The sequence below is a fragment of the Rhodococcus rhodnii NBRC 100604 genome (assembly GCF_001894925.1).
In the GTDB taxonomy this organism is placed as follows: Bacteria; Actinomycetota; Actinomycetes; order Mycobacteriales; family Mycobacteriaceae; genus Rhodococcus_F; species Rhodococcus_F rhodnii.
Genome location: NZ_BCXD01000006.1, coordinates 24,568 through 42,735, shown reverse-complemented (window position 1 = coordinate 42,735; position 18,168 = coordinate 24,568). Strand labels below are relative to the sequence as shown.

The window sequence follows — 18,168 nt, the reverse complement described above, 5'->3', positions numbered from 1 at the left end:
GCCGTGAGGGTAACGAGCACGCCGCAGCTCCGTGGCGAATTCCCGTGTCTCGCTCGTCACCTCACGTGTGTCACCTCGTGCGATACGAGAGTGTCGGCTCCTGTGCGATCTGCTGCCCGCCCTGCGTGATGACGAGGGCGTCGGGGCCGATCCGGTAGACGGTGCCGGCCTCGCCGCTCGCCTCGTAGCCACTGCCGGACGGGGTCGGGTCGTCGATCTCGATCGCGGCACCGTCCGAGATGCGGGCGCCCTTGTAGTAGAGGCGCCCGGCTCCCGTCTCGCAGATGACGACGCGCGACTGCGTCGTCTCGGCTGTCACGACGGCGGGATCGTCGGAGTTGCAGCGCGGCGATGTCGCGAATCCCTGTGTGTCGGGCGATGATCCGGGCACGTCTGGCGCCGGCGCCGGCGCGCGGCCGGACGCGGTGACGACGGCGTCGGAGGTTTTCTCCAGTCGCAGATCGCTCACGCGGACCGCGAGATCGGTGGGGGCGACGGTGAGATAGCCCTGCCCCTCGACGAGATCGTTCGTGATGACGCATTCGAAATCACCACTGAGACACGACAACCGCTCCCAATAGCCTGGAGCCGATCCGGTCGGCGTCGTCGCGTACTCGCCCGGCGTGATGTCCGATCCGACCTTCAGGATTCCGTTGGTCGGTAGTTCTCGCGGTGCGGCCTGCGAGGGCGCCGGAGCCGCGGCGGGCGCGGGCGAGGTGGACTCCTGCGCGGCGGTCGGCTCGCCGTCGCCACCCGAGAACGCGCGGAACACCAGCACCGCGGCTACACCGATCACGATCACGACGGCTGCCGTCGTGACCACGATCATCCAGGGCCGCATGCCCGTGGAAGGCTCCTGTGCCACGCCTCGAGCGTAACTCTCGGGCCCTCGTCACCGAGGTGTATCGTCGGGCTTCGTGACCACCCGACTCCTGCGCCGCTCGCGCGGGAGTGCTCTGCCCGTCGGGCGTCAGGGGGTCGCCGGCGCTCACCGCGCCGGCCTCGGCTAGTCCCGGTCCTCGCTCACGTTCTCGGCTCACCGCCGAACGCGTTCTCTTCGCGCGCGCCCGAATCCGCGCCCCGGCACCGACCGACCCCGACACCGACAGGGCTTCGTCATGCATGCACTCACCGAGAAAGAACTCCGCTCCTCCTTCGTCAACGCCTCGCTGCGCGAACGCAAGGCACTCTCCCTTCCCGACGGCTTCCCGGACCTCACCTGGGACGACCTCGATTTCCTCGCGTGGCGCGACCGCACGCTCGCCGGCGTCGGCTACGTCGTCGCCGAACTCGACGGACGCGCCGTCGGCATCATGCTGAAACAGTCCGGCACGAGGCCCCGCGCCCGCGCGCAGTGCACGTGGTGCGAGACCGTGGATCTTCCCGTCGACGTGCGCTTCTACAGCGCGCGCCGGGCCGGCGACGCGGGCCGTAGGGGCGACACCCTCGGCACGCTGGTGTGCGAGGGCTTCGAGTGCTCCGCCAACGCGCACCGGCGGCCGCCGAAGCGCTACGCGGGAACCGACGCCGACGCCGTGCGCGCCCAGCGCATCGAGGGGCTCACCGAGCGCGTACGCCGGTTCGTCGCCGCCGTGCTCGGAAACGATCGGTAGCTCACAGTCCGACCTGCCCGATTCAGGACGCGGACGGTGTTACGGTCCGATCATGGGAGCCGGTGGCCGTGATTCGATTCTCGCCCAACGCCTTCTGGCGGGTGTCGCCGTCGCGGCGTTCGTCCTCGCCGGATCACCGGCCGTGGCCGGCGCCCAGCCGGGGCCGGCCGCGTGCATCCCGTTCGGGACCGCGCAGCTCCCGCCCGGGCTTCCGTCGGCCGGAGGACTCGCGGGATTCGATCTGCTTCCCGAGTACCAGGGTGCCGAGAGGCCACCACCACGCATCGACCTGCGTACCCAGACGACGTCGTACAACCGATTCTGGGAGTTCGCGCTCGTCGGCCCGGACCTGCTGGCCCGCCCCCGGGCGGACGGCGTGCCCAGCACGTTCCCGTGGCGTTACGTGCCGATGCCCGAGTGTCTGCGCGGGACCCTGACCGGCATCTCGGCCGACGACGACGAACTCGTCGCGATCGACCGTGACGGCTGGATCTACACGATGGACCAGGCCTCGCAGACACCGATCACCTGGAACTGGACGTCCGCATTCGGTTCGCCGTTCTGGTTCGACTCCGGGCGCACCATCCCGAACGGCGCGCCCGGCGCGTGGTCGCTGAGCGTGTCCTCGCCGTTCGACAACCGGACGTACACCGACGTCGCCGGCCGGATCCACTACGTCGGCCTGGCCAAGATGACGATGCTTCCCGCGCTGACCGGCGACGGCAGCCGCATCACGTACGCCGACCCGTGGCTGCCGAACGACGACAGCACCGAGATCGGCGGACCGCTCGGCGGCCGGTTCCGGTCGTCGTCCCTCTCGGCGGCGGGGTCGACGACGTTCGTGATGAACGAGTACGGCGACATGTACACCCGGCACTTCGACTACGACTCGTCCGGCTCCGACTCGGTGTTCTTCCGGTACAGCTGGGAGTCGCAGGACGGCAGGCCCACCGCACCCGACATCGTGAGCGAGACCCTCGACCGCCGCTACGCCGCGATCGAGCTGCCCGCGCCCGACTGGGTACATCAGCCGAAGATTCACGGCGAGATCACTTCTGCCCTCAGCGTTCACTCGACCGGTGTCGGCCCGGGAATGCGCGAGCTGCGGGTCGAGGGCCACCGAGAGGGGCGGACCGGATACTGGCACAAGATGCTCGACGACCCGGCATGGCAGTTCACCCCGACGGACGCCCCGAAACTCGGCTCCCCGGTGGACAACTCGCCGCACGACCGCTCGGGCGACACACTCGCCCCGCTCGCACCGTGGAACCTGTCCGGCACACTGCCACTGCGCGACGGAGCCGTCGACGGGCGACTGATCAACGACCTGTCGTTCCCGTACTCGCTCGTCGACCCCGGGATGCTCGACGCCGTCGGGCTCGACGCACGCCCGTCCGAGTACCGCATCGAGGTGGAGCACTTCGATCCCGCCGCGACGACGCGCCCGGCCACCGTCGTGGCGGGGGACGGGACCCGGATCCCCGTCCTGCTGCACACCGCCGACGGGATGCGGCTGTCACCGCGCGCACCCGGGCTCGACGACGATCCCCGTCACCTCGTCGGCGCGATCGAACTCACCGACGACGCAGCGGACCCCGCTGCGGAACGATTCCGGCACGAATGGATGTTCGGGCAGCCGATCGTCGCGATCACGCTCGACGCCACGGCGCACGGCGTCGTCGTGCGCTGAGCCGGCTCGTCGTAGCCGGTCGAGTCAGCCCAGCAGGTCGAGTCAGCCCAGCCAGTCGAGCACGGACGCCGCTGTCCACGACTGCTGCATCGAGCCGAGCGGCTCGCCCGTGAACGTCTCGTAGTACTCGGCGAAGCTGCCGTCGCTGGCCTGCCGCAGGCCCTCGGCGCGCAGCATCGCCGAACGCTCGGCCCAGCCGCGCCGCGCGAACGCCCACGAGAACAGCCACGTCATGACGGGCCATACCGGCCCGCGCCAGTACTCACGTGCCCGGAAGTCCCGCGAGACCGGCGACGTCGACGGCGGGACGGAGTACCGCAGATCCGGATGACCGCAGAACTTCGGGCCCTCGAACGTCCGCAGCAACGCGCGCTCGACGTCGCGATCGAGCCCGCCGCACAGCAGCGGCGCGAACATCGCGAGCGTCTCGGTCGCGATCCACCGGCCGCTGCGCAGGTCGAAGTCCTTCGCCGCGCCCGTGCGCGGATCCGTCGTCGCGACGACACCCTTGCGGAAGTGCTCGGCCCACCCGAACAGCTCGCGCACGTCCGACTTCGGCATCGAATGCTCTTCGCCGATCGTCGCGAGCACCGAGCACGCCGTCGCGAAGACCGCGGTGACGAAGACGTCCTCGACGGCGAAGCTCATCGCCGTCGCGAGGGCGTCGTCGTCGTAGTGCACCGACTTCATCTCCTCGAGCAGCCAGAGATAGCGGTCGTACTCGCCGTCCGACGGCCGTTGCGACGCGTCGGTGACGATCGTGACGTCCTCACGCAGGTACGGCGGCAACTCGCCGGCCAGCACGTTCTCGTACGGGTGATCCCAGCGGGGCGAGTTGTCCATGCCCGACTCCCAGCCGTGGAACAGGGCGATGCGTCCGTTGCCGGAGACGTCGCGGGCCGCGGCGAGCCAACGGTGCCAGCGCACGAGATCCGGCCAGCGGCGATCGAGGAACTCCTCCGCGACGGCCCGCGTCGTCCGGGCGTGACGGCGCGAGTGATCGAGGATCCGCTGCACCGCGATCGCGTGGACGGGCGGCTGCGTGATGCCGGACGTCTGGGTGTGCGCGGGCGCGTGCGCTGCAAGCGTCGCGGTCTCCCAGCGCGCCGGGCCCGGAAAATAGCCGTCGACCCCGTTCGCGAACACGATGTGCGGGATCATCCCGTTCTTCCACTGCGCCGACAGCAGCGTGTCGAGTTCGACGACGGCGCGCTCGACGCTCAGCGGCGCGAGCCCGACGGCGACGAAGGCCGCATCCCAGCTCCACATGTGCGGATACAGCTTGGGGGCCGCGCTGGTCATCGTGCCGAGGTCGTTGCCACGCAGAAGATACGCGGCACGCGCCGCGAGCTGGGTGTCGGTGAATCCACGATCGGCCATGACGTCATTGTCCGCGCGATCGGCCGCGATCGCGCGTTCGGGAGTTCGACACGGCCCGCTTCGCGCCACGTGTCACAGTGGTTCGCGTGGCCGGTTTCGCGCTCACGATCCTCGCGCTCGCGCTCGCCGGAGTCGATCCGTTCGGCGCGATCCTCGCGATCGCGGCACTCACCGCGGGCGCGAGCAGACGCGCGATCGGCGCGTTCACCGTCGTCGCGCTGGCCGTCCCGGCGGCGATCGGCATCGCGGCGTCGCTCCTGGTCGGCGCGAGCATCGAGAACGTCGACCTCTCCGGGATCGACTGGACGTCGCCGTGGTGGGCCGTCGCCGAGGCGACGCTCGGCGGCGTACTGCTGTGGTGGGCGGTCGTGCGGCACACCCGCCCGCCGCGCCGGAGCCGCGACCGCGCGGCGAAGGTCACGCGCAGCGGCGCCGTGAGCGCGGGTGCGCTCGCCACGGCCGCGGCCCTGCTCAGCGCGAGTGTGCTCGTCGATCCGACGTTCCTCGGCGTCGTCGTCGTCGCGGGTCGCGAGCCGCTGTGGCTGCTCGTCGCGGCGCACATCGTGTGGTCGGTGCTCTCGCAGCTGCCGCTCGTGGGAATCGCGATCGCGGTCGCGTTCGGCAGGCACGAGCGGGCGATCGCGTGGATCAACCGGATGCGGACGCGCTTCGGCGACGGCGCCTCGCGTGTGCTGACGCTGGTCCTCGGCCTCGCGGGGCTCGTCCTGCTCGCGGATGCCATCGCGTACGTCGTGACCGGCGGGCAGTACCTCATCGGGTGACGGCCGCCGGGGCGCCGACCTCGACAACATACTCCTGGGGGGTATAGTGGATCGCACGGCGTCCACCGCGCCGGGAAAGGAATCCACCATGCCCAGCAACGAGACCCGCGTCACCGTCGTCGGCATGACGTGCCAGCACTGCGTCGCGTCCGTCCGCGAAGAGATCGAGGAACTCACCGGCGTCACCGGCGTGGACGTCGACCTCGACACCGGCGCCGTCGTCGTCGCCGCAGACCGCGAGGTGCCCCTCGCCGAGATCGCGGCCGCCGTCGACGAAGCCGGTTACGCACTGGCGGAGTGACCATGCGCCGCGACCTGTCGCCTGCGACCACAATCGCACTGTTCGCGGTCGTCCTCGCCGTCGTGTTCGCCGTGACGTACGCGATCGGCTCGGCGTCCGGCCCCGTCGGCGGCGAACCCGAGCACGGCACCGGGCACCCCGCGACGACGGAGACCACCACCCACCCGCAACACACCGGTGAGCACCCATGACCACGTCCAGCACGACCCGATCGTCGACGACGCACGTCGTCGAACTCGACATCCAGGGTATGACGTGCGCGTCCTGCGCGAATCGCATCGAACGCAAACTCAACAAGCTCGACGGCGTCACGGCGTCCGTCAACTACGCGACCGAGAAGGCACACGTCGACGTCGACGGTGACGTCACCGTCGACCGCCTCCTCGACACCGTCCGCGGCGCCGGCTACTCGGCGACCGAACCCGCGCCGCCCACCGGCGAGAACGAGGTCGCCGCCGAACCCGACGCCGTCACGGCACTCCGGACGCGCTTCGTCGTCTCCGCCGTGCTGTCGGTCCCCGTCGTCGCGATGGCGATGATCCCGGCACTGCAGTTCACGTACTGGCAGTGGCTCTCGCTCACCCTCGCCGCGCCCGTCGTCGTGTGGGGCGGACTGCCGTTCCACCGCGCAGCCTGGCTCAACCTGCGGCAGGGCTCCGCGACGATGGACACCCTCGTGTCCGTCGGCACGCTCGCCGCGTTCACGTGGTCGATCTACGCGCTGTTCTGGGGCACCGCCGGCGTCCCGGGCATGACGCACCCGTTCGAGTTCACGATCGCCCGGATGGACGGCTCGGCCAACATCTACCTCGAAGCCGCCGCGGGCGTCACGACGTTCATCCTCGCGGGCAGATGGTTCGAGGCGAGGTCGAAGCGCCGCGCGGGAGCCGCGCTGCGCGCACTGCTCGAACTCGGCGCTAAAGACGTCGCGATCGTCCGGGACGGCCGCGAGATGCGCATCCCGATCGACGATCTCGCCGTCGGCGACGAGTTCGTCGTCCGGCCGGGGGAGAAGATCGCGACCGACGGCGTCGTCGTCGACGGGCACTCCGCCGTCGACGCGTCGATGGTCACCGGCGAATCGGTACCCGTCGAGGTGGCCCCGGGCGACCGCGTCATCGGCGCGACCGTCGTCTCCGGCGGCCGCATCCGGGTGCGGGCCGACCGCGTCGGCTCGGACACGCAGCTCGCACAGATGGCGCTCCTCGTCGAGCAGGCGCAGACCGGCAAGGCCCGCGTGCAGCGCCTCGCGGACCGGATCTCGGGCGTCTTCGTGCCGATCGTCATCGTCCTCGCCGCGGGCACCCTCGGCTTCTGGCTCGGCACGGGCGGTTCCGTGCAGGCAGCCTTCACTGCGGCGGTGGCGGTGCTCATCATCGCGTGCCCGTGCGCCCTCGGCCTCGCCACACCCATGGCGCTCATGGTCGGCACCGGACGCGGCGCGCAACTCGGCATCCTCATCAAGGGACCCGAGGTCCTCGAATCGACCCGCACCGTCGACACGATCGTCCTCGACAAGACGGGCACGATCACGACCGGCGACATGAGCCTGAGCCGGGTCGTCGCCGCCGACGGCGAGGACGCCGACGACGTCCTGCGTCGCGCCGCGGCGGTCGAGGACGCCTCCGAACACCCGGTCGCCCGCGCGATCGTCACCGCGACGACCGAGAACCTGCCCGTCGTCACAGGATTCGAGAACGTCCCGGGGCTCGGTGTGCGCGGCGACGTGGCCGGAACCACCGTCGTCGTGGGCCGTCCCCGGCTGCTCGCGGACTCGGGACTCACCGTCCCCGACGACCTCACCCGCGCCGCACACGAGGCCGAGAACGCCGGCGCCACCGTCGTCGCCGCAGGATGGGACGGCCGCGCCCGCGGCCTGCTCGTCGTCGCCGACACGCTGAAACCGACCTCGGCACAGGCGATCTCGCAACTCCGCGAACTCGGGCTCCGCCCCGTGATGCTCACGGGCGACAACGAACGCGCGGCCCGCACCGTCGCGGCGCAGGTCGGCATCGACGACGTCGTCGCGGGAGTGCTCCCGCACGAGAAGGTCGACACCGTCGCCCGGCTGCAGGACGATGGCCACGTCGTCGCGATGGTCGGTGACGGCGTCAACGACGCCGCCGCCCTCGCCCGCAGCGATCTCGGGCTCGCGATCGGTACCGGAACCGACGTCGCGATCGAGGCGAGCGACCTCACGCTCGTCCGCGGCGACCTCCTGGTCGCGGTCGACGCGATCCGGCTGTCGCGACGTACCCTCGCGACGATCAAGGGAAACCTGTTCTGGGCCTTCGCCTACAACGTCGTGGCACTGCCGCTCGCGGCGGCCGGGCTGCTCAATCCGATGATCGCCGGCGCCGCGATGGCGTTCTCCTCGGTGTTCGTCGTGAGCAACAGCCTGCGACTGCGCCGCTTCCGCTCGCTCACCGACGAAAGGACCACACGATGACTGCCGGTGACCTCGACACCACGACCGATTCCCAGGCAACCGATTCCGGCGCCACCGATTCCGGCGCCACCGAGACGCCGCATCACCACGGGTACATCAGCTCGAAGGACGCCTACCTCAAGCGGTTGCGCCGCATCGAGGGGCAGGCCCGTGGCCTGCAACGGATGGTCGAAGAGGACAAGTACTGCATCGACATCCTGACGCAGGTGTCCGCGATGACGAAGGCGTTGCACGCCGTCTCGATCGGCCTGCTCGAAGACCACATCGCGCACTGCGTCGTCGACGCCGCCGCCAAGGGCGGGCCCGACGCCGACGAGAAGATCAAAGAGGTGAGCGACGCGATCGCGCGTCTGCTCAAGTAGGCGGCGAAGCCGCTCGTGCGTGACTTACCGGCCCAGGGACCGGAAAGTCACGCACGAGCGCGCAGGCGCCTACGGCCCTACGTCCGCGCCATCGGCAGCAGTCGCTCGAGGACGTCGCTCAGCGTCACGACGCCGACGACCCTGCCCTCGTCCGCGACCACCGCGAGATGCGTGCGGGTGTCCTTCATCCGCCCCAGCGCCGCGTACACGGGGTCGGACGCCGACACCGTGAGCGACGGACGCATCAGCTCGCCCGCCGTCGCACCCTCGGGTGCGGCGAGCGCGTCACGCACGTGCACGACGCCGACGATGCCGGTGTCGTCGCGCACCACGAGCCGCAGATGACCACTGCGATCGGCGGTCCGGCGGATCGTGTCGCAGTCCGCCGACGCCGGGACACTGCTCGGATCGGCGCCGGGCCGCATCATCTCCCGGACCGTCACCTGCTCGAGTTCGAGCGCGGCGGTCAGGTAGTCGCCGTGCCGTTCGTCGAGCGTGCCCACCGTCGCCGAATGCTCGACGAGGTGACGCAGCGTGTCGGTGTCCGAGTGCGACGACTTCTGGTCGACCGGCTCGACACCCACCTTCCGCAGGCACCAGTTCGCCATGTTGTTGAGCACGACGATGAGCGGGCGCGTGACCCACATGAAGCCACGCATCGGCAGCGCAAGCAGCGTCGCCGACTTCTCCGGATGCGCGATCGCCCACGACTTCGGCGCCATCTCGCCGACGACCAGATGCAGGAACGTCACGATGATCAGCGCCAGAACGAAGCCCAGCACGTCCGACACCCAGTAGGGCATGCCCCAGTCCTGGAAGATCGGGGTCAGCCAGTAGTGCACCGCCGGCTTGGTCGTCGCGCCGAGCGCGAGCGTACAGACCGTGATGCCGAGCTGAGAGCCCGCGAGCAGCACCGACAGCTCCGACGCGCTGCGCAGGGCGGCGCGTGCCGAACGGCTGTTCGGCGCGGCGTCCTCGAGCCGGTGACGGCGCGCGCCGATGAGCGCGAACTCGATCGCGACGAAGAACGCACTCGACGCGATGAGGACCGCGGTGACGAGAACGACGACCCAGGGATTACTCATGACCGTTCTCCTTGGCGTTCTCGCTCGTGCGCTCCTCCTCGTGCAGCGTCACGGTGAGCTGCGACGGAACGTACTTCTCGATGTCGTCGACCGTCGCCCGCAGGAAACGTCGCGGCGGCTCCTCGTCGGCGACGAGATCGCCCGGGTCGAGCTCGAGATCGATCTCGACGGAGTCGCCCACGTCGGGCAGGCTGCCGTGCGTCTCGATCACGAGACCCGCGATCGTCTCGTTGTCCGTCTCGGGCAGATCGTGCTCGATCATCCGCTCGACCTCGTCGAGGTGCAGTTCGCCCGACATCGTCCAGCCGTGCTCGGCGTCGCCGCTCACGTCCGGGGCCCCGTCGGGGTCGTGCTCGTCCTCGATCTCGCCGACCAGTTCCTCCGCCATGTCCTCGATCGTGACGATGCCGGCGAAGCCGCCGTACTCGTCGACGACGAGCGCCATCTCCTCGCGCGCACTCGACAGCTCGTCGAGCACGTCAGCGAGCGGCTGCGACTCCGCGACCACGATCGCGTGCTTGGCGTGATCGCCTGCGGTCCCGGTGACGTTCTCGCCGAGCAGATCGTGCAGATGCACGACTCCGACGAGGTCGTCGACCGATTCTCCGATGACGGGGTACCGGGTGTGGCCCGTCGCCATCCTCGCGAGCACCGCGTCGATCGGCTCCTTCGCCTCCACGACGTCCGCACGCGACCGCGAGACCATCGCGTGTTCGGCGGTGCGCTCGGGGAAGTCGATGACGCGGTCGAGCAGCGTCGACAGGTCGCGCGGCAGATCGCCTGCGTCACGCGACTCGGCGACGATGTGCTCGAGATCGCGTGCCGTCGCCGAGTGCTCGACGTCGTGCACCGGCTCGATCTTGACGGCGCGCAGCAGCAGGTTCGACGACTTGTCGAACAGGCTGATGAGCCAGCCGAACAGCTTGAGGTAGATCGAGGTGGACAGCGCCAGTGCCCGCGCGAGCGGTTCGGGCCGTGCGATCGCGAGGTTCTTCGGGAACAGCTCGCCGAAGACCATCTGGATGACGGTCGACAGCGCGACCGCGAGGATCGCGCCGATGGCGATGCCGACCGCGACGGGCACCCCGACGCCGCCGAGTATCTCGCCGAAGGCCTGGCCGATGAGCGGTTCGGCGACGTAGCCGACCAGCAGGCCGGTGACGGTGATGCCGAGCTGGGCGCCCGACAGCATGAACGACGTGCGCCGGGTGATACCGAGGGCACGCTTCGCTCCACTGTCGCCTGCGGCCGCGCGGGCCTGCAGACGGGAACGGTCCACCGACATGTACGCGAACTCCTGGGCCACGAAGTAGCCGGTGAACGCGGTGATGACGGCGACCACGAATACGCCGAGGGCGATGCTGAGGACCGTCACGACGGCCTCACCTCCACCCTCGGCTCAGATCTGGGCACGGGTTCGGGTGATGTGCGCTGTGCGCTCTTCATCGCTCTCTCTGTGGGTAGGTGCAGCATGCTGCGTCGCGGGAGGTATCCGCCGTGGCATGCAGATTGCCATAACCGGAACGTTCCGGGCACGAGGGTGGTTCCAACGGCGTGCGGAGTGTCACATCCTGCGGCCGGTCACTCGTCGTCGTCGGGGGTGTCCGAGAGGGCGACGAGCCGCCGCATGCAGTGCATCCGAAGCGGTTCGGGGAAGCCCTCGGCCAGCCGGTAGTACACGACGCGGCCCTGTTTGCGGCGCGTGACCATGCCCGCGGTGCGGAGGATCCGCAGCGCGTAGCCGACGGCGTCCTCGCCGAGATCGAGGGTGAGGGCGATGTCACCGACACACAGTTCCTCGGCGACGTCGAGTGCGTAGAGCACACGCGTGCGCGTCGGGTCGGCGAGCAGGCTCAGGACCGCGCCGAGACGCTCCGCCTCGTCCTTGCTGATGAGCCGGCCCCGGGCGTGTGCCACCGCGTCGGGGTCGAGCGGTCGCGGCTGGGTGGTGGTCATTCCTCGATGATCCCGCAGATCCCGATCTCACGTCATCACGAACCGGCAATACCCGTAAACACGTACGGGTATCGTCGGCATCGAATCGACGGACGACGAAGGGCACACCGTGACGACTCGCACCTCCCACATTCGGCGCGCCGCCGTGGCCGCGGCTGCGGCCGCAGCACTCGCAGCGGGGCTCACGGCCTGCTCGGACGACGACGCCGCGACCACGACCGAGACCACCGCGCAGCACGAGGGCCACGGCCAGGACCACGAGCAGCAGGATGCCGCGGCCCACAACGACGCCGACGTGACGTTCGCGCAGGGAATGCTGCCGCACCACCGGCAGGCGATCGAGATGAGCGACATCGTGCTCGCGAAGCCCGACCTCGACCCGCGCGTGCGCGCGCTCGCCGAGCAGATCCGGGCAGCACAGGCACCCGAGATCGAGCAGCTCGACGCCTGGCTCACCGAGTGGGGCGTCGCCGGCGGTGACGAGCACGGCGCGCACGGGGGAGACCAGCACGGCGGGCACGACATGGCCGGCATGCTCTCCGACGACGACCTGCGCGACCTCGACGCCGCGGACGGCGCCACGGCGTCGAGGCTCTTCCTCACCCAGATGATCGAGCACCACGAGGGTGCCGTCGAGATGGCGCAGACCGAGATCGAGAACGGCGAGCACGAGGGTGCCGTCGCGATGGCGCGCGAGATCGTCGCTACCCAGCAGCAGGAGATCGACGAGATGCGGAGCCTCGAGGGCGAACTCTGACGGCCTCGCTCACAGATACGGTGCGACGACGCCCGCGATCGGGATCCGGGCGTCGACCGCCGAGCGGAAGTCGATCATCGCCCGCTGCAGGTGATCCGGGCTCGTGACGACGACGGCGCCCGTCGCGCCACGTCCGAGCAGGATGCCGTTGGTGTTCTGCGCGTTCTCGATCGTGCTGCGCGAGCGGTCCTCCTGGGTGATCCGGAAGTCGGGTATTCCGTTGGCGACCAGCCAATTCCGCATCGCGAGCGCCTCGGTGACCCCGTTGCGCGGGACGCCGCCCGTCACGACGATCGGCGCCGTCGGGTAGCGCTGCGCGACCCGCAGCGCCGCCTGCAGGCGGTTGTGGAGGACGGGCGGCAGCGTCCCGTCGGCGTGCAGGCCCGCCCCCAGCACGACGATGTGGGTACCGAACGGATTGAGGTCGAGCATGACCGGGAAATCGGGGGTCAGCGTCTCGAAGCCCGTGCACTCGACGATGAGATCGCGTGAGAGCCCTTGACAGAGCGGCGTGACCGAGAGGATCCCGTTGACGATCGTGACGGGATTGGGTGTCGCGGCCGCGGGTGCCGCACCGAGGCCGAGGGCCACCGCCGCCGCGGCCGCCGTCGCGGCGAGTCCGCGGCCCACCCGGGCGCGGGCCTTCCCTCCGGTCGTGCCGCCGGCCGTCCGCCCGTCGTCGAGCGTCCATGAGCGAGTCATCCGCATCCCCTTCCGTGATGTCCCCCCACCCCGGATATCGCGGATTTCACGCCTGGTGCCGGTGTGGCGGATGATGCGCTTCGCACTGTAACGATGGGCGGTACATACGTACGGATATTCCAGGAAATCGTTTCCTGCCGGTTCCCTGCATGTCACCGGCCGTTCGTTTCAGCTATCGCCGAGCCACCCGAGAAGCCGCTCCAGCGGCCAGGTATCGATCACGCGATCCTCGTCTATACCGCAGGTCATCGCGCGTTCACAGCCGTAGCCCTGCCACGCGAGCTGCCCAGGCGCGTGAGCATCCGTGTCCACAGCGAACAGACAGCCGATGTCGCGCGCGAGCTCCAGAAGACGCATCGGAGGGTCGCGTCGTTCCGGCCGCGAGTTGATCTCGACGGCCGTCCCTGCGTCCCGGCACGCCGTGAACACCGCCTCGGCGTCGAACTGCGATTCGGGCCGCGTCCCGCGCGCCCCCTCGACCAGCCGGCCCGTCGGATGCCCCAGCACGTCCACGAGCGGATCCTCGACGGCAGCGAGCATGCGCCGGGTCATCGCGCCCCGCTCGGCGCGAAGCTTCGAGTGGACGCTCGCGACGACGACGTCGAGCTCCGCGAGCAGGCCGCGATCCTGATCGAGCGTGCCGTCCTCGAGGATGTCCACCTCGATGCCGGTGAGGATGCGCATCGGAGCGACCCGCGGGCGCAGCTCCTCGATCACCGCCAGCTGCTGCCGAAGCCGCTCCGCGGACAGGCCGTTCGCGACGGTGAGGCGCGGCGAGTGATCGGTGAGCGCGCAGTACTCGTGGCCGAGCGCCGCCGCGACCGTCATCATCTCCTCGATGCTGCTGCCGCCGTCGGACCAGTCGGAGTGCACGTGCAGATCGCCGCGCAGTGCGCCGCGCAGCGTGCCGCCACCGATCGGCTTCGCGTCGCGCCGCAGTCCTGCGAGATACGACGGCACGCCGCCGTACGACTCGCGGATCACCGCCGCGGTCTTCGGGCCGATCCCCGCGAGTTGCGTCCACGAATCGGCATCGCGCCGCGCGGCTCGCTCGTCGTCACCGAGCTCCGCGACGACGTCCGCGGCACGGCGATACGCACGCACGCGGTGCGTCTCCGCGCGTCCGCGCTCGAGCCAGAAGGCGGTCTCCCGCAACGCCGCGACCGGGTCCACATCTCGCATGCTGCCGCGTTCGGGGCGCCGACACGCCACAATCGGACGATGACGTCAGCCGAGGTGCTCCGCCGTGTCGCCGACGCGCCGATCGCGCGTCTCGCGACGGTCCGCGACACCGGTGCGCCGCACATCGTTCCCGTCGTGTTCGCGTACGCGGCGGCGGGTGTCGACGAGAGCGCGGACCCCGCGATCGTGACGGCCGTCGACCACAAACCCAAACGCACCCACGATCTCGCGCGGCTCCGCGCGATCGCGCACGAGCCGCGCGTGAGCGTCCTCGTCGACCACTACGACGAGGACTGGGACCGGTTGTGGTGGATCCGCGTCGACGGCCACGCGCGCATCGTCGACGGCGAGGCGGCCGAAACGGCGCGGGATCTGCTCTGCGACAAGTACTCCCAGTACGACGACGCGCGCCCCGAAGGACCCGCCGTCGCCGTCACCGCACTGACGTGGCGGTGGTGGTCGGCCGACGACTCGCTGGGGTGAGCGTCAGAACGGCCCGCCGGTGATCAGCTGCCAGACCCCGCTCACGAAGAAGACCGCGATGAACGCGCCCGTCGCGATGGGATCTCCCGCGAGATAGCCGTCGGTGATCCACTGCAGCACGTCTGCAGAACCCATGTCGTACCCCTCTCGGAAAGCGGGGCCGCACGGCCCACATGGGAGAAGTCGTTCGCAGAGGGCATGTAGTTACATTCTGCTGGGCCGCAGCGCCGTAACGCAGCCGGACGGCAACTGGTATCCGGCCACGTACGCGATGACGCTGCACGGGGACACGTGGTCGGCGCTGTTCCGTTCGCCCCGGCTCCGCCGAGGCACGACAGAACTCGTCGGGCATTTCGAGGCGGACTGGCCCGGCCTGGTCCCCGAGAACTCGATGATCGCCGGAACGGTGACCGAGTGTCGCCTGATCACTCGCACGAGTCGTCCCGGCGACGACGGTCGGCACGATCAGGGTTACTCGGACGAACTCGCACCGGTGAGGCCGGGACAGACCGGTTTCACCAACGGCCTGGTGCCCGAAGAGCCACCTCCGCCTGACTTTCGGAGCGGGTGGGTCGCGGTGGGTCCGCCGAGGACGGGACCGTGGATCCGCCAGATCGGGGTTCTCGTCGAGGTGGAGACCTCACCGGCAGCAGTTCGGGTCGAGTACGACGCGTAGCGCGTCGAGGGCATCGGTGCGGGCGCGGTGATAGACGTTCATGCCGCGGCGCTGCGATTCGGCCATTCCCGCCTTACGCAGCTGCGTGAGGTGGTGACTCACCGTGGATTCGGCGAGGCCGACCGCCGCAGCGAGATCGCACGTACAGACCGCACCGTCCTCACTGGTGAGCAGCAGCGACATCAGTTTGATGCGCACCGGGTCGGCGAGTGCCTTGAGTCGCAGCGCCAGTTCGAGGGCATCGGCGTCGGCCATCGGTGCCGCGGACACGGGATCGCAGCAGATCGGTGCGGAGACGTCGACGACCGGAAGTGCCTTGGGCATGTGCCGATCGTACCGAGTACTTGACTTATGTCGAAAAGGTGAGATTCTCGACCTCGAACAATTCGACATATATCTCACAGGTGGAGGCCGCCATGTCACGCGCTCAGCTCGCCCTCAACGTCGACGACCTACAGGAGTCCATCGCGTTCTACTCGAGGCTGTTCGGTACCGAGCCCGCGAAGGTGAAACCCGGCTACGCGAACTTCGCGATCGCCGAACCACCGCTGAAGCTGGTGCTGCTCGAGAACCCCGGCCGGGGCGGCACGATCGACCACCTCGGGGTCGAGGTGGACTCACCGGAGAAGGTCCGCTCGGAGATCGAAAGGCTGACGGACGCCGGCCTGTTCACCGACGAGGAGATCGGCACGACCTGCTGCTTCGCCCAGCAGGACAAGGTGTGGGTGACGGGACCCGCCGGAGAGCGCTGGGAGGTCTACACCGTCCTCGCCGATTCCGAGACGTTCGGTGGTGAGGACGCACCGTGCTGCGACGCATCGTGAGTCGGTGTGCCCTGCGGGCGAGGCGTCAGCCGCCGGTCAACTCGGCGACGAGCGCCTCGACCCTGGCTCGGATCTCGTCCCGGATCGGTCGGACGGTCTCGATACCGCCGCCGGCGGGATCGTCCAGAACCCAGTCCCGGTAGGACTTTCCGGGAAAGACCGGACAGGCGTCACCACACCCCATGGTGATCACGACGGTCGACGCTTCGACGGCACCGGCGGTGAGGACCTTCGGCGAACGACCGGAGATGTCGATCCCGACCTCCGCCATCGCGCGAACGGCAACCGGATTCACCTCCTCGGCGGGAGCGCTTCCCGCCGAGCGCACCTCGATGCGATCGCCCGCCATCGCGGCCAGGAATCCTGCCGCCATCTGGGAGCGCCCCGCATTGTGGACGCACACGAACAGAACACTGGGAACGGACACGTGGTTCACGACTCCCTCGCGGCGACGGCGGGTGCCGCGCGATCGAATCTCGTGCGCAGCGCGAGCGAGACGTACACCAGCCCGACGAGAACCGGAACCTCGATCAACGGCCCGACCACACCCGCCAGCGCCTGGCCGGAACCCGCGCCGTACGTGGCGATCGCGACGGCGATCGCGAGCTCGAAGTTGTTGCCGGCGGCGGTGAACGCGAGCGTCGTGGTGCGCGCGTAGCCGAGGCCGATCATCGCACCGAGCAGGAAGCCGCCGCCCCACATGAGGACGAAGTAGACCAGCAACGGCACCGCGATTCGGACGACGTCCACCGGATTCGAGACGATCCGGTCTCCCTGGAGGGCGAACAGGAGCACGATCGTGAAGAGCAGTCCGTACAGCGCCCACGGCCCGATCCGCGGGAGGAACCTCGACTCGTACCACTCGCGACCGCGCACCTTCTCGCCGTAGCGACGGGTGAGGAACCCCGCGAGCAACGGAATCCCGAGGAAGACCAGCACCGATCCCGCGATCCGCCACGGCGAGGTGTCGATCGTCGCCTGTTCGAGGCCCAGCCATCCGGGGAGGACGGCGAGATAGAACCACCCCAGCACCGCGAACATCAGCACCTGGAACACCGAGTTGACGGCCACGAGCACCGCGGCCGCCTCGCGGTCGCCGCACGCGAGGTCGTTCCAGATGATCACCATCGCGATACAGCGTGCGAGCCCGACGATGATCAGTCCGGTCCGGTACTCCGGGAGGTCCGCGAGAAACAGCCACGCCAACGCGAACATCAGGGCGGGACCGACGATCCAGTTCAGTACCAGCGACCCGACGAGGAGCCTGCGGTCTCCGGCGACGGCACCGACGCGGTCGTACCGAACCTTCGCCAGCACCGGATACATCATGATCAGCAGGCCCAGCGCGATCGGCAGCGAGATGCCGTCGATCTCGACCGCCGCCAGAACGTCGCCGATCCCGGGTACGACCCGCCCGATCACCAGACCCGCGACCATCGCCCCACCGATCCACACCGGCAGGAACCGATCGAGTGCAGGCAGGCCGCCGACGACGCCCTGCTTCACCGGGCTCGCGGCGCTCACGGCGCGTCCTCGTCGCAGCTCGAGGTCGGCTGATCGGGGCCGGGCTCGAACGCCAGGAACGCCGAGAGCCCGTGCAGCGCACTCGGAACGATGCGGTAGTGCACCCAGGTTCCCCGACGTTCGGACTCGAGCAGCCCCGCCTCCCGCAGCACCTTCAGGTGATGGGAGATCGTCGGCTGGGAGAGGTCGAAGGAGCCGGAGATGTCGCACACGCACGCCTCACCGCCTGCGTGCGACGCGATCAGCGACAGCAAGCGCACACGCACCGGGTCCCCGAGCGCCTTGAACCTCCGGGCGAGAGCGGCCGTCTGCGCGGGATCGCCCGCCCGATCGCCGACGGGCCGTTCGCGCACTGCCTCGTGATTCGACATGTGTCTATACTGACACTTGTCGAATCAGGAC

The 18,168-nt window shown here is 69.6% G+C and carries 22 protein-coding genes; 10 read left to right on the top strand and 12 right to left on the bottom strand.

Annotation, left to right across the window (positions count from 1 at the left end; all coding sequences use genetic code 11):
• Positions 1 to 70: 70 nt before the first annotated feature.
• Complete coding sequence (locus RR1_RS05685) at positions 71 to 865, bottom strand: Rv1352/Rv1906c domain-containing protein (protein ID WP_143153726.1); 795 nt, start codon at positions 863 to 865, stop codon at positions 71 to 73.
• A gap of 253 nt (positions 866 to 1,118) precedes the next feature.
• On the opposite strand from RR1_RS05685, the gene RR1_RS05680 reads away from it, so the two are divergent.
• Positions 1,119 to 1,613, top strand: a complete 495-nt coding sequence (locus RR1_RS05680) for an FBP domain-containing protein (RefSeq protein ID WP_010837856.1) — start codon at positions 1,119 to 1,121, stop codon at positions 1,611 to 1,613.
• 52 nt (positions 1,614 to 1,665) lie between these two features.
• The gene (locus tag RR1_RS05675) at positions 1,666 to 3,303 is read left to right on the top strand and encodes a hypothetical protein (protein ID WP_010837857.1); all 1,638 of its coding nucleotides are present in this window, start codon (positions 1,666 to 1,668) and stop codon (positions 3,301 to 3,303) included.
• 42 nt (positions 3,304 to 3,345) lie between these two features.
• Here RR1_RS05675 and ggh read toward each other — a convergent pair whose 3' ends face one another.
• A complete protein-coding gene (ggh, locus tag RR1_RS05670) occupies positions 3,346 to 4,683 on the bottom strand; it encodes a glucosylglycerate hydrolase (RefSeq protein ID WP_010837858.1) in 1,338 nt (445 codons plus the stop codon).
• Between the two features lie 86 nt (positions 4,684 to 4,769).
• On the opposite strand from ggh, the gene RR1_RS05665 reads away from it, so the two are divergent.
• From RR1_RS05665 to RR1_RS05645, 5 genes are all read left to right on the top strand, one after another.
• Positions 4,770 to 5,465 carry a hypothetical protein gene (locus tag RR1_RS05665; protein WP_010837859.1) on the top strand — a complete coding sequence of 232 codons (696 nt, stop codon included), beginning with the start codon at positions 4,770 to 4,772 and terminating at the stop codon, positions 5,463 to 5,465.
• Positions 5,466 to 5,553: 88 nt separating this feature from the next.
• Positions 5,554 to 5,766 (top strand): heavy-metal-associated domain-containing protein, encoded by a 213-nt coding sequence (locus tag RR1_RS05660; protein WP_040772847.1) that lies wholly within the window; start codon positions 5,554 to 5,556, stop codon positions 5,764 to 5,766.
• Between the two features lie 2 nt (positions 5,767 to 5,768).
• Complete coding sequence (locus tag RR1_RS05655) at positions 5,769 to 5,957, top strand: hypothetical protein (RefSeq protein WP_040772792.1); 189 nt, start codon at positions 5,769 to 5,771, stop codon at positions 5,955 to 5,957.
• Entirely contained in the window at positions 5,954 to 8,215 is a 2,262-nt protein-coding gene (locus tag RR1_RS05650) for a heavy metal translocating P-type ATPase (protein ID WP_010837862.1), read from the top strand. Before RR1_RS05655 ends, RR1_RS05650 begins: the two co-directional genes overlap by 4 nt.
• Positions 8,212 to 8,577 carry a metal-sensitive transcriptional regulator gene (locus RR1_RS05645; protein ID WP_010837863.1) on the top strand — a complete coding sequence of 122 codons (366 nt, stop codon included), beginning with the start codon at positions 8,212 to 8,214 and terminating at the stop codon, positions 8,575 to 8,577. The genes RR1_RS05650 and RR1_RS05645 overlap by 4 nt, the downstream gene beginning before the upstream one ends.
• Positions 8,578 to 8,654: 77 nt before the next feature.
• On the opposite strand, the gene RR1_RS05640 is transcribed toward RR1_RS05645, so the two are convergent.
• From RR1_RS05640 to RR1_RS05630, 3 genes are all read right to left on the bottom strand, one after another.
• Positions 8,655 to 9,662 carry a hemolysin family protein gene (locus RR1_RS05640; RefSeq protein WP_010837864.1) on the bottom strand — a complete coding sequence of 336 codons (1,008 nt, stop codon included), beginning with the start codon at positions 9,660 to 9,662 and terminating at the stop codon, positions 8,655 to 8,657.
• On the bottom strand, positions 9,655 to 11,037 hold the full coding sequence (locus tag RR1_RS05635) for a hemolysin family protein (RefSeq protein ID WP_010837865.1): 1,383 nt from the start codon (positions 11,035 to 11,037) through the stop codon (positions 9,655 to 9,657). Before RR1_RS05635 ends, RR1_RS05640 begins: the two co-directional genes overlap by 8 nt.
• Positions 11,038 to 11,243: 206 nt before the next feature.
• Positions 11,244 to 11,618, bottom strand: coding sequence for an ArsR/SmtB family transcription factor (locus tag RR1_RS05630; RefSeq protein ID WP_010837866.1), 375 nt, complete (start codon positions 11,616 to 11,618; stop codon positions 11,244 to 11,246).
• Between the two features lie 109 nt (positions 11,619 to 11,727).
• Between RR1_RS05630 and RR1_RS05625 the strand changes: the two genes are divergently transcribed.
• Positions 11,728 to 12,375: a DUF305 domain-containing protein gene (locus tag RR1_RS05625; RefSeq protein ID WP_238558973.1), complete on the top strand. Its 648-nt coding sequence runs from the start codon at positions 11,728 to 11,730 to the stop codon at positions 12,373 to 12,375.
• A gap of 9 nt (positions 12,376 to 12,384) precedes the next feature.
• On the opposite strand, the gene RR1_RS05620 is transcribed toward RR1_RS05625, so the two are convergent.
• Positions 12,385 to 13,083, bottom strand: a complete 699-nt coding sequence (locus tag RR1_RS05620) for a YdcF family protein (RefSeq protein ID WP_010837868.1) — start codon at positions 13,081 to 13,083, stop codon at positions 12,385 to 12,387.
• Positions 13,084 to 13,245: 162 nt separating this feature from the next.
• A complete protein-coding gene (locus RR1_RS05615; protein WP_010837869.1) occupies positions 13,246 to 14,250 on the bottom strand; it encodes a PHP domain-containing protein in 1,005 nt (334 codons plus the stop codon).
• Positions 14,251 to 14,298: 48 nt separating this feature from the next.
• Here RR1_RS05615 and RR1_RS05610 point away from each other — a divergent pair, with 48 nt between their 5' ends.
• Positions 14,299 to 14,742, top strand: coding sequence for a TIGR03668 family PPOX class F420-dependent oxidoreductase (locus RR1_RS05610; protein WP_010837870.1), 444 nt, complete (start codon positions 14,299 to 14,301; stop codon positions 14,740 to 14,742).
• 3 nt (positions 14,743 to 14,745) lie between these two features.
• On the opposite strand, the gene RR1_RS22810 is transcribed toward RR1_RS05610, so the two are convergent.
• Both RR1_RS22810 and RR1_RS05600 read right to left on the bottom strand, forming a co-directional pair.
• Complete coding sequence (locus tag RR1_RS22810) at positions 14,746 to 14,877, bottom strand: hypothetical protein (protein ID WP_010837871.1); 132 nt, start codon at positions 14,875 to 14,877, stop codon at positions 14,746 to 14,748.
• 505 nt (positions 14,878 to 15,382) lie between these two features.
• A complete protein-coding gene (locus RR1_RS05600; RefSeq protein WP_010837873.1) occupies positions 15,383 to 15,742 on the bottom strand; it encodes an Rv2640c family ArsR-like transcriptional regulator in 360 nt (119 codons plus the stop codon).
• A gap of 92 nt (positions 15,743 to 15,834) precedes the next feature.
• On the opposite strand from RR1_RS05600, the gene RR1_RS05595 reads away from it, so the two are divergent.
• On the top strand, positions 15,835 to 16,242 hold the full coding sequence (locus RR1_RS05595; RefSeq protein WP_051111125.1) for an ArsI/CadI family heavy metal resistance metalloenzyme: 408 nt from the start codon (positions 15,835 to 15,837) through the stop codon (positions 16,240 to 16,242).
• 25 nt (positions 16,243 to 16,267) lie between these two features.
• On the opposite strand, the gene RR1_RS05590 is transcribed toward RR1_RS05595, so the two are convergent.
• From RR1_RS05590 to RR1_RS05580, 3 genes are read right to left on the bottom strand one after another with little or no spacing between them, the layout of a single operon-like run.
• Positions 16,268 to 16,615 carry an arsenate reductase ArsC gene (locus RR1_RS05590; RefSeq protein WP_051111126.1) on the bottom strand — a complete coding sequence of 116 codons (348 nt, stop codon included), beginning with the start codon at positions 16,613 to 16,615 and terminating at the stop codon, positions 16,268 to 16,270.
• Between the two features lie 59 nt (positions 16,616 to 16,674).
• On the bottom strand, positions 16,675 to 17,766 hold the full coding sequence (gene arsB, locus RR1_RS05585) for an ACR3 family arsenite efflux transporter (RefSeq protein ID WP_051111120.1): 1,092 nt from the start codon (positions 17,764 to 17,766) through the stop codon (positions 16,675 to 16,677).
• Positions 17,763 to 18,137 carry an ArsR/SmtB family transcription factor gene (locus RR1_RS05580; protein ID WP_010837877.1) on the bottom strand — a complete coding sequence of 125 codons (375 nt, stop codon included), beginning with the start codon at positions 18,135 to 18,137 and terminating at the stop codon, positions 17,763 to 17,765. The genes arsB and RR1_RS05580 overlap by 4 nt, the downstream gene beginning before the upstream one ends.
• Positions 18,138 to 18,168: the final 31 nt, after the last annotated feature.